General features: G+C 44.9%; 10 protein-coding genes. 5 read left to right on the top strand and 5 right to left on the bottom strand.

The window, feature by feature from the left end; translation table 11 throughout:
- Window positions 1–83: 83 nt before the first annotated feature.
- Genes HG547_RS03685 through HG547_RS20960 form a run of 4 tightly spaced genes read left to right on the top strand, consistent with a single transcriptional unit; the run spans window position 84 to window position 2,232 of the window.
- On the top strand, window positions 84–329 hold the full coding sequence (locus HG547_RS03685; protein WP_248278680.1) for a hypothetical protein: 246 nt from the start codon (window positions 84–86) through the stop codon (window positions 327–329).
- Entirely contained in the window at window positions 316–570 is a 255-nt protein-coding gene (locus HG547_RS03680) for an ABC-three component system middle component 6 (RefSeq protein ID WP_037416551.1), read from the top strand. The genes HG547_RS03685 and HG547_RS03680 overlap by 14 nt, the downstream gene beginning before the upstream one ends.
- Window positions 539–1,630 (top strand): hypothetical protein, encoded by a 1,092-nt coding sequence (locus HG547_RS20795; RefSeq protein WP_248278679.1) that lies wholly within the window; start codon window positions 539–541, stop codon window positions 1,628–1,630. Before HG547_RS03680 ends, HG547_RS20795 begins: the two co-directional genes overlap by 32 nt.
- Entirely contained in the window at window positions 1,627–2,232 is a 606-nt protein-coding gene (locus HG547_RS20960) for a DUF2326 domain-containing protein (protein ID WP_348981355.1), read from the top strand. Before HG547_RS20795 ends, HG547_RS20960 begins: the two co-directional genes overlap by 4 nt.
- A 226-nt stretch (window positions 2,233–2,458) precedes the next feature.
- Here HG547_RS20960 and HG547_RS03670 read toward each other — a convergent pair whose 3' ends face one another.
- On the bottom strand, window positions 2,459–5,275 hold the full coding sequence (locus HG547_RS03670) for a prolyl oligopeptidase family serine peptidase (RefSeq protein WP_169547030.1): 2,817 nt from the start codon (window positions 5,273–5,275) through the stop codon (window positions 2,459–2,461).
- Window positions 5,276–5,529: 254 nt separating this feature from the next.
- On the opposite strand from HG547_RS03670, the gene HG547_RS03665 reads away from it, so the two are divergent.
- A complete protein-coding gene (locus HG547_RS03665; RefSeq protein ID WP_037425822.1) occupies window positions 5,530–6,540 on the top strand; it encodes an isocitrate dehydrogenase in 1,011 nt (336 codons plus the stop codon).
- Window positions 6,541–6,939: 399 nt separating this feature from the next.
- Here the strand turns inward: HG547_RS03665 and rlmM are convergent, their stop codons facing one another.
- From rlmM to HG547_RS03645, 4 genes are all read right to left on the bottom strand, one after another.
- Complete coding sequence (gene rlmM, locus HG547_RS03660) at window positions 6,940–8,025, bottom strand: 23S rRNA (cytidine(2498)-2'-O)-methyltransferase RlmM (RefSeq protein ID WP_037416532.1); 1,086 nt, start codon at window positions 8,023–8,025, stop codon at window positions 6,940–6,942.
- A 153-nt stretch (window positions 8,026–8,178) separates the two neighbouring features.
- Window positions 8,179–8,571: a DUF423 domain-containing protein gene (locus HG547_RS03655; protein ID WP_037416529.1), complete on the bottom strand. Its 393-nt coding sequence runs from the start codon at window positions 8,569–8,571 to the stop codon at window positions 8,179–8,181.
- A 93-nt stretch (window positions 8,572–8,664) separates the two neighbouring features.
- On the bottom strand, window positions 8,665–9,330 hold the full coding sequence (locus tag HG547_RS03650) for an alpha/beta fold hydrolase (RefSeq protein WP_169547029.1): 666 nt from the start codon (window positions 9,328–9,330) through the stop codon (window positions 8,665–8,667).
- Window positions 9,311–10,222, bottom strand: a complete 912-nt coding sequence (locus HG547_RS03645) for a transcriptional regulator GcvA (protein ID WP_037416523.1) — start codon at window positions 10,220–10,222, stop codon at window positions 9,311–9,313. Before HG547_RS03645 ends, HG547_RS03650 begins: the two co-directional genes overlap by 20 nt.
- Window positions 10,223–10,296 lie beyond the last annotated feature (74 nt).

Raw genomic sequence — 10,296 nt, 5'->3', positions numbered from 1 at the left:
CCCAATTTGTAGGGTAATCGACGCCAGCTTTTAATAAATACGATGAAGTTTTCATTACTACATATTGACACTGGTGGCGCTAAATGGATAGCCCTTATGAAAAAGCACTACATAAATTCAACATCGATGTTTGGGAACCTGACATGGACGCTATTAAGCAACATGCGGACGGAATAATTGATGACGTCAAAACTCAACTAACAAAATTCCTATACAAGTCTGCAAACATCAATTTCACCAAAGAACAGATGGCTCTTGGAGTTGACATAGTAATTGCTCATGCTTTTGTTGAGTGTTACGTGTTGGAGAACCCTAATGATACTGACTAGAGGTGCTAATCCGGAAATCAACGTTGTCTATATTGGAGCATTCGTAATAAAACGACTTCAAGAGTCAAGAGGTCGTAAAATGAAGATTACTCGCCTAATGAAGCTGGGAGAAAGTGAGCTTTCTATTTCCATCGACCATATGATCCTAACTCTTGACTGGCTATTCACTATTTCTGCTATTAAACATAATAACAATGAGGTTTCCATTAATGAAACTGCTCAAATTAAAGACAAAGGTTGATGGATGTATAATTCGAGAGATTGAATTCAAAGATACTCTAAATATCATCACCAATAAGAGAGATTCTAGTTTATCAGGTAACCAGATCGGTAAGTCTGTGCCTGGTCGTATCATCGATTTCTTGTTAGACGGTTCTATTGGCCCTATTTATATTGATGAAGAATTTGGCACACCTGAACCACACATTCATAATTTATTTAATGAACACAATGTAACCTGTACCCTTTCATATATTGGATTGGACGGTAACATCACTGAGATAAAACGAAACCTTGCCATTGAAAGTACTGATTGTTCTTATTATGTTAACGATGAAATTAAGAGCAAAAAAGAGTACAACCATCATATATTGAATACTATGTTCAATGTATATTCTGACAAGCCGACCCTTAGAAAGCTAGCACCAAAGTTTCTGAGAACAGATACTCATCGAATGACAAAGACAGTCAAGTTCAATGATGATAAGTTTAAAATATCTCAAGCAGATAGAAATACTCTGTTCTTATACCTATTTAACTTTAGTGATACTGAAATTCTGAGTGCAATTCAGGGTATTAAAACATTCCTTAGTAACTATGATAAGAAGCTTAAATCATTTAATGGTATTATAAAGGATGACAAAATCCTTAGTACTATTAACAGCACTCAAAAAGAGCTCCAAAAGCTAGAAAGATCACTACTACTGAGCGAAAACAATACAGATAAGCTAGCGATAATCGATGAAATTAATCGCATCGATAATGAACAAAATAAATTATCTGACCAGATTCTATCGTTAGATCTAAAAGTAAATAATATCAAGAAGACTCAGAAATTACTTGAAAGTAACAAAAACCATCAACTACTTAGTGAACTAGAGACTATCTATGGCTATGCATCTGTTAAGTTAGGGGCAGTTATTAATGACTATGATAGTGTACTTAAATTTCATAATTATTTGGTCGAGACGAAAACAGAATTTGTTACTGATGGTCTTGAGATACTTGAAGACCAACATATTAATACTACTATTAACTTCAAGGCGTTAGATCAAAAAAATCGTCGCTTTACCATGAACTGAAGTCTAAGAAGAAAATTGAAGAGATTTCTGAGTCCGTCAAGACTATTGGTGAACTAAATAAAAAGCTAATTGAGCTAAATGCTATTGTCGAAAAGAAGAATAGTATAGAAGACAGATTAAACAAAGAGACCGAAAGGCTAGAAAGGCTTTCCGAAAGACTTGCAGCTGAACTTCAAAACGTTCATATATTTGAAACCGAATTTAAGAAACACTTCAAGGCTTACACTAATACCTTCTATGGGGTCGAATATAACTTCAATCTGAACTTAGACGCTAAAAATGGCAATTGCCAACCAACTGTAGATGATATCCAGTCAAACAATGATGGAGGATTGAAGCGTCTTGAAGCAATCACTTTTGACTTGTCCTATATCAAAACTGTCGATTCGCTTGGCCTTAAAAGGCCAAAGTTTGTTGTACACGACTCTATAGACGAAGTTGACATTAAACATATACGTCAATTATTCGATGAATCGATAAAACTCTCTGGTCAGCAAGTCGTATCAATGTTAGTGAGCCAACTGGAAGATACTGATTATGAGAAGTACAAAGATTATATAGTTCTAGAGCTATCTCAAAAGGACAAGTATTTCAAAGTCTAGATTAATGTATGGAAAGCATTGCTTTTTTCCTTTGTGTATTTACCCATACTTGAAGTAATCAATTGATAGTTAATTTAGTAAGGTCGCTAACTCATTCCTGCCCCAAAGCTTATTAATCGCAACTATTTAATTGGACGATATTAATTAGCTAACTCTAGCTCCTTTGCAGCGCAAAAACGCCACCTTACGGTGGCGTTTGGCTCATAGATAAACCTAAAACAGACGATTACTCATCATCGGCTTTATATTCGACATAGGCTTCGCCTTGGCTTAACCAGGCTGGTGCGGGTTTGCCTTTAAGATAATGGTCGAAGTATTCCATCATCCGAATGCTGTAATCGAGCTTATTAGGGTATTTTTTCAGATGATGTGGCTCATCTTCATATTGTAAAAACACCACATCTTTACCCGCACGGCGCATCGCTAAGTACATTTCAACACCTTGCTCCCAGGGCACCGCATCGTCTTTATCGCCAAACATGATCATCAACGGCGTTTTAATGCGATCGGCATAAAACACGGGCGAGTTCTCAATGTATTTTTGTGGCGCTGCAAATAAACTTGCACCTATGCGGCTTTGGCCTGTTTCGTATTGGAATTGTCGTGCAATGCCGGTGCCATGGCGAATACCGCTGTAGGCGCTGGTCATATTCGCCACTGGCGCACCAGCCACCGCGGCTTTAAACATCTTAGTTTGGGTGATGGCAAACGCCGTTTGATAACCGCTCCAAGAGTGCCCTTGTAAACCAATGGCGTTAGCATCGGCAACACCCAGATCGATAAGCTTTTGCACGCCAGAGGTCAGCGCTTGAACCGAACTAGCACCGGGATAACCGATATCGAAACGAATATCCGGCAAGAATACCGCATAACCGTTATTCACATACCAAGCAAAGTTTGGTCTATGGTTAACCTTCATTTGCGGAAAGGCATGCAGTCTGTCGGTCATCAATTCATAGTAGTACACCAGCACAGGATAACGCTCGCCCGCTTGATAGTTGGTCGGTTTTATCAACACACCATCGAGGGGTTTACCATCACCATTGGTCCAATGCACTAATTCAGCTTGGCTCCAATTAAAAGCTTGGCGCTGCTTATCAAAATCGGTTTGCTTCACTGCTTGTTGTGGTGCTTGATAGCTTGCGGTGTATAAATCGGGAAAGAGATCAAATCGCTCCTTAGAAAACACCAAGGTATCGGCATCTTTACTGCGCCCAAGCACAGTTAATTTATACTCGCCTTCCATCAAGGTCTTAACGCCCGCTTCGCCAAGGGTCGCTTGATAAAAACCATCGGCCTTAGTCTTGTCGCTGTAACCATGCAGCAGCACAGTAGCGTTGTAGGCAAGCGTCGTTGGCTCATCGGGATTATCGACTAAACCTTCGACACGATATTGAATTTTTTGAGCGCGTCCCTGCCCTGCTGTTAAGGCAAAGCCCGTTTTCGATGCGGTGTTAAACTGCCACACATCGAATTTATCGTAGACAAGGAAGCCGGCATCGTCCTTAAGCCAAGGGCCAAAACCATAACCCGGTGCATTGGAGGGAGAATCATGATCTTCATCGGCAAAACTCACCTTTAAAGACTGGGTCAGATTAGTGCGGCGACCTTCGGCAATATCGTATAAATACACATGACCTTGCTGATAATAGGCCACATATTTACCGTCGCCCGATAAGCTTGGCTCAGCATCACTGGGTTGTTGGGTTAACAGCGGCAACTTGCGACCCGTGTTGATATCCACCAAGTAATAATCTTGATAGAACCCTGCCCAAGTGATCATCTTGCGATAGGGTAAGTCAGAGCTTGCCAGCATATAACGCTTGTGCTGTGACAGGGCCACATCCGGCACCGTTTTATCGCCAAGCTGCACCACATTGTTAGAGCCTAAATGCAGTACCGCTAAATAAGTACGCTTTTGCTCTGCCTCATATTGCTTAATTTCATGGGGTTTAATCCGCGGATCTTCCCCATGCCAAACTTTAAGTTTGCGCTGGCCAGTCACAATCTCTTTATCATAAAGATCTTTTTCTTCGGCGATTTTCTTCAGGCTGAGCTGTTGGCTCACCTCAGGCACACGGCCAAAGAAAAGTCGCTCACTGTCTAATGAAAAGTTTAAACTGGCGTAACGGTTTAACGTCCACTCTTTGGTGTTTGGCACAGGGCGAATTTTGCCCGAAGCAATATCGACTAGGCTTAACTGATAACTGCGGCCATAGGGTAATTCACTCGCATCACCTTGAGTAAAGGCCAGCCAGCGACCATTTTTTGAAAGTGCTAGCGCGCCAATTTGTTGGGTTTGAGACTCAAATGCCGTTGATTTTTTGTAGTTTTTCAAATCAATCAGTTGCAATTGATGTTGCTTTGCTTCGATATCATTAACCGCGACAGCCAAGCGGCGACTGTCTTTATCAAACTGATAGGCGGTCACATGCTCCAGATCCACCCGCTGCGAAGGCGAAGATAGATTCACTAAGCTAAAACGACGGCCTTGGTCGAACTTATCGACCTTCACCTTTTCGGCTTTGGGCTTATCTTCGGCGCCTTCAGCCTTCTCTTTGGCGTCTTTTTTGGCCTCTTCGTCGGCTTCAAACCAAATGGCTAAATGCGCGCCATCGTCACTAAAGACAAATTCTTTTACCCGTTCAAATTTAGTTTGCATGCCCGTTTCAGTGTCGAGCAGCACCATATCGGCCTTAAGCTTTTTCTTGGCTTTAGCATCACTGGTTTCAACTTTAAGCAAACTAGGCTTAACGGCCATCGCCACATAACGGCCAGTGTGACTCACGATAGGGTCTGAGCCACCTTCAATCTGAAAGTCTTTTCCTGTTTGCAGATTTTTAATTAAACCATGGCTATCGCCACGATCCGGCGCCACCTCAACCGCCAGCACCTGACCATTGTCAGCGATAACGGGCTTTTCGAGGGACTCAAAATGCATAATGTCGGTCAGGGTAAGCGGTTTAGTGCTAGTTTCAGCATGGGCATGCGGCAATATTCCGAGGGATAACAGCACTAGCGATGTGATAGGTAATAACTTCAATGTCTTCCTCTTTTATGTAGTTGTTAGACTAAAGTAGACTTTTTTAACCATTGGCTCTCCATCATCGTTATAACCCAGTATTTTTACAAGTTTTACCCAATAAAAAATCGTGATATTGCTCACTAATTCCTGTGAAGTTTGACCAAACACGGTTAAAATAATAGGGAGAAAAAATACCAAATTCATAGTCATGTTACCCGGCTGATCCCGGGTCGGACAATTGCAGTAACGACGAACCGTGGAAGGACTTCTCCATGTCAAAAAGAACGATAACCGTAATTCCAGGTGATGGAATTGGCCCAAGTATTATTGATTCAGCCTTAAAAATTCTTGATAAAGCTGGTTGTGATTTTGAATATGAATTTGCCGATGCAGGCTTAACCGCTCTCGAGAAGCAAGGCGAACTACTTCCGCAGCGTACTTTAGAACTGATCGAAAAAAACCGTATCACCCTCAAAGGCCCGCTGACGACACCAGTAGGCGAAGGTTTTACCTCTATCAACGTGACATTACGTAAGAAATTCGGCCTGTACGCGAACGTGCGCCCAGTGTTGTCTTTCAAAGGCACTCAAGCCCGTTATGAAAACATTGATATCATCACAGTGCGTGAAAACACCGAAGGCATGTACTCAGGCCACGGTCAAAAGGTTTCTGAAGACGGCAGCACCGCAGAAGCGACCAGTATCGTCACTCGCCAAGGCGCTGAGCAAATCGCGACCTTCGCTTACGAACTGGCCCGTAAAGAAAACCGCAAGAAAGTCACTATCGTGCACAAAGCAAACATCATGAAGTCAACTTCAGGTCTGTTCCTGAAAGTGGCCCGCGAAGTGAGCCTTCGCTACCCAGACATCAAAACTGAAGAAATGATCGTCGATGCGACTTGCATGAAGTTAGTGATGAACCCAGAAAACTTCGACGTCATCGTGACCACCAACCTGTTTGGTGACATTCTGTCGGATCTGTGTGCCGGTTTAGTCGGTGGTTTAGGTATGGCACCCGGCGCCAACATTGGCCGTGATGCAGCGATTTTCGAAGCGGTTCACGGCAGCGCGCCCGATATCGCGGGTAAAAACCTCGCAAACCCAACCTCTGTGATCTTAGCCTCTATCCAAATGCTGGAATACTTAGGCATGGCAGATAAAGCCGACATGATCCGTAAAGCCGTATCGGCAGTGATTGAAGAAGGCGACCGTACGACTCGCGATTTAGGCGGCACCCACGGTACGACTGACTTCACTCAAGCGGTGCTTGACCGTCTGTCATAATCGCTTTGCGCGAAACAAAAAACGCACCTTAGGGTGCGTTTTTTATGGCCGCCATTTAGGGCGTGTTGACGTTTCAGGGTTATTTTTGCAGCAATGTGGCTGGCTTTTATGCAAGGCAAAGTCCGTGCAGTGTAGTTATTCTACATAAACGGACGATAACGCGGCAGAAAAGCCAGCCAAATGCTGCCCGAAGGGTTCGTCTGGCAAGCCCTTGCTCTTTGTCACTCGTCATTTGAGTAGAATAACTACACATCATTCCTCGTTTCGCGAGCACGTGCTTGCCAGAACGAACAAAATCTAATCTCGAAACGTCAACACGCCCTAGCAGAACAGCCAAATAAAAAGCCCCAAACATGACTTGGGGCTTCACTCACTAACAGAACGGTAAAAAACCGTAGATTAGTTCCAAGGCTGGCTAGGCTTAAGCCATAAGTGCACCGTCACCTCATCGCGGTCATGGTATAAGTGCTTACACTGCAACTGGAATTCGTTGATGCCGTTTTCCTTGAGGATTTCCTGCATGGTATTCAAAATCGCCATCACTTCTTTATAACGGCTCTTCATCGGCAGCTTGAGGTTGAAAATGGCTTCTTTAAACCAGCCATTGATGGCCCAAGCCTCAATCAGCTCGGCTACACGCGCCGGTTTTTCAACCATGTCACACACTAACCAATAAATGTTTTTACGCTGTGGCTCGAAGCGGAAACCATCCTCACGGAAATGTTTCACTTGTCCGGTTTCCATCAGTTTTTCGTTCATTGGGCCATTATCGACCGCGGAGACCATCATGCCACGACGCACTAACTGATAGGTCCAGCCACCTGGGCAAGCGCCTAAGTCCACCGCATTCATGCCGCTGCGAACCCGCTCTTCCTGCGCTTCTTTAGGCACAAACTGCGCGAATGCTTCATCGAGTTTCAGGCTTGAGCGACTTGGTGCATCGGCGGCCATTTTCAGACGCGGGATCCCCATAAAATAGGGTGAGCTGTTGTTGCTGAAGGAATAACCAACGTAGGCGCGTCCTGGGCCAACAAAACACACATGAATAATCGGACGCTTAGGGTTTTCCTGAGCAAGTAAACTACCGGATTTTTTCAAATGCTGGCGTAAAGGCACAGTAAACTTACGGCAAAATGCCGACAGCTCTTTTGCTTCATTGGTATCAGGGGTTTCAACCCTCAGCTCGCCCGCTTTACTCACCTCACTGAGCGCTGCCACAATCGGGCTGACACGGTCAGACTCGGGCAAATCGGCTAGCAGTTCACTCGCGGCAAACATCTGACGAGCAAAGATCAGCGAATCTAACGACAGTTGCTTGGCCAAGGTATCGCCGCCATCATCGTCAAAACATTGGTATACCACATAGGCATCGTTATTGTTGGCCTTAACAAAGCCACCCACATTGAGCTCAGCCGCTCGCTGTTGGATTTCTGCTGCGCATTCTTTCTCATAGCCTGCACGGCAAAATAAAAATAGGTTTTTCATGGAGATCCTTAAGAAATCCAAGCCATAAACATGGCCGACTATCGATTTGGGCGCCAGTATAGCAATTTCAATACACAAAAGCCCGATTTGCTATCGGGCTTTTGTGCTATTGGCTGCGTGGACGCACGGCGCAGTGGCTGCGCCATACAAGCATTATGACTCGTTACCATCCACCACTTTATGGCGCCATACGGCCGCGGCCAGCAATAACCAACCTAAGAGGAAACAGCCGCCGCCCATCGGCGTGATAGGGCCAAACCATTTGCTGCCGACCAGCGCCAAACCGTAGAGCGACCCAGAAAACAGCACTATACCCGCAATAAATAAATACGCCGCCCAATCGAGTAAACGTGAGGTTAACCACTGCCCCGCAAAAGCCACCACAATCAAGGCAAAGGTATGGTAGAAGTGGTATTGCACCCCAAGATTAAACACTTCAATCAACTCAGGGGGCGCAACGGCTTTTAAACCGTGGGCACCAAAAGCACCTAGCGCGACCGCAAAAAATCCGCTTACCGCGGCGAGTAACAACAATCCTTTACGCATTTTAACCTCCAAAAACCAATAGGCTTTACAACGGATGACGCCCGAGCCGTTAATCCAGACTCTGAGCACTTTACGTCATATCAAGAAGAAACATTAGCCAATAAATTTTGCTGATAAATCAACAGCCAGTGCAAGGTTAGCCGCTTCAGTCGTACCTGACGACTTTCTTGGGACAAAACTATGATCCCCATCGGCTAAGTATTCAATTTGAATATTACTGTTAAGTGGCCAAGTGGGGATTTGTATCTTGCCGCCAAACTTATCCCGCTCCCCTTGCAGCACTAACACGGGCACTTGGCAGTCGTTCAGGGGTTCCAACCTAGGCTCACCGCCCTTAAGCGGAATAAAGGGATAACCTAAACAAATAACCCTATCGATACGGCTGGCTTGTACGCTATCACAAGCCAGTAACGCCGCCATGCGTCCGCCCATGGATTTGCCCATCAAGACCACCCGCTTAACCTTAGGCTGAGCGTGCGCCACATCGAGCATCTCGCTAAAACAGGCAAGCAGCTTTGGTGCCCTGTCTGGCGGTCGCTTTTTACCATCCATGGCATTAGCCTGCATGTAGGGAAAATTAAAACGTATCACTTGAAAGCCCTTGTCGACAAGACCTGCGGCCATTTGGCACATAAAGTCTGAGTCTCGATTCGCTCCCGCGCCATGCGCAAATAAAATCAAGATCTCTGAGGGTTCACCTTCTAACACATGGGCACTTAGTGCAACATTTACCAACGGATTATCCGGGCAACAACTCACTGCGTGACTCCTCGGCAAACATATCTAACATCCACTCACGAAACGCGACCACTTTACCCAGCTCGGCATGATTCTGTTGGCAAACGAGGTAGTAAGCATCTTTGCTCACTAGCACTTCTTGAAATGGGCATACCAGTCGTCCCGCCTTAATATCGGGCCGAGCCAACACGCTATAACCTAACGCCACACCTTGACCATGAGCCGCTGCCTGCAAGACGAGGGAAGAATGACTGAAAATTGGACCTTGGTTAACATTGATATCGGTAATACCGCATTGTCTAAACCACGCCTGCCAATCGTGGCGACTCATATCGTGTAGCAATGTATGGTGTTTTAAATCTTCCGGCTTTGACAGCGGCTTAGGGCCATTTAACAGCATGGGTGAACACACAGGAATAAGCACTTCATTGCGAAGTTTATCGGCCCGCAGCCCAGGCCAATTGCCTAAACCATAATAGATCGCGACATCAACATCGTCAGTTAAGGAACTGGCCTCTGTGTCCACCGCCTTGATCCGTACGTCAATATCAGGATTCTTTTCACTAAACTTGGACAGACGCGGCACCAGCCACTGAATCGCAAAGCTTGGCGACATGCTCACGGTCAACGAACCAATAGCACTACGTGCGAGCAGCCTATCGGTCGCATCAGCCAATTGAATAAAGATGTCCTTAATATCGAGAAAATAACTCTGGCCTTCCTCGGTTAGCAGCAGTGAACGATTTTTTCGGCGAAATAATTTTAATCCGAGAAAGTCTTCCAGCGCTTTAATTTGATGACTCACCGCAGCCTGAGTCACAAACAATTCTTCAGCCGCTCGAGTAAAGCTCAAATGCCGTGCGGCGGCCTCAAATGCTTTAACCGCATTCAGTGGTGGTAAGCGTCTTGACATAGTGATCTCTATCTCAATTTTTAATTAGTTTTTCTAATCCGTATTGTTACATTTAATCGTTTGTAAAGGCCAGC

The sequence above is a fragment of the Shewanella sp. DNRA4 genome (assembly GCF_012843185.1).
Lineage (GTDB): Bacteria > Pseudomonadota > Gammaproteobacteria > Enterobacterales > Shewanellaceae > Shewanella > Shewanella xiamenensis.
Note: the sequence above shows the minus strand (reverse complement) of the source record. Positions and strands in the feature narration are given on the sequence as shown.

Excerpts from the sequence above, each read along its gene's own strand:
- HG547_RS03685 (WP_248278680.1), top strand. The coding sequence starts at position 84 with ATGGATAGCCCTTATGAAAAAGCACTACATAAATTCAACATCGATGTT.
- HG547_RS03655 (WP_037416529.1), bottom strand. The coding sequence starts at position 8,571 with ATGCGTAAAGGATTGTTGTTACTCGCCGCGGTAAGCGGATTTTTTGCG.
- HG547_RS03665 (WP_037425822.1), top strand. The coding sequence starts at position 5,530 with ATGTCAAAAAGAACGATAACCGTAATTCCAGGTGATGGAATTGGCCCA.
- HG547_RS03680 (WP_037416551.1), top strand. The coding sequence starts at position 316 with ATGATACTGACTAGAGGTGCTAATCCGGAAATCAACGTTGTCTATATT.
- HG547_RS03645 (WP_037416523.1), bottom strand. The coding sequence starts at position 10,222 with ATGTCAAGACGCTTACCACCACTGAATGCGGTTAAAGCATTTGAGGCC.
- rlmM (WP_037416532.1), bottom strand. The coding sequence starts at position 8,025 with ATGAAAAACCTATTTTTATTTTGCCGTGCAGGCTATGAGAAAGAATGC.
- HG547_RS20795 (WP_248278679.1), top strand. The coding sequence starts at position 539 with ATGAAACTGCTCAAATTAAAGACAAAGGTTGATGGATGTATAATTCGA.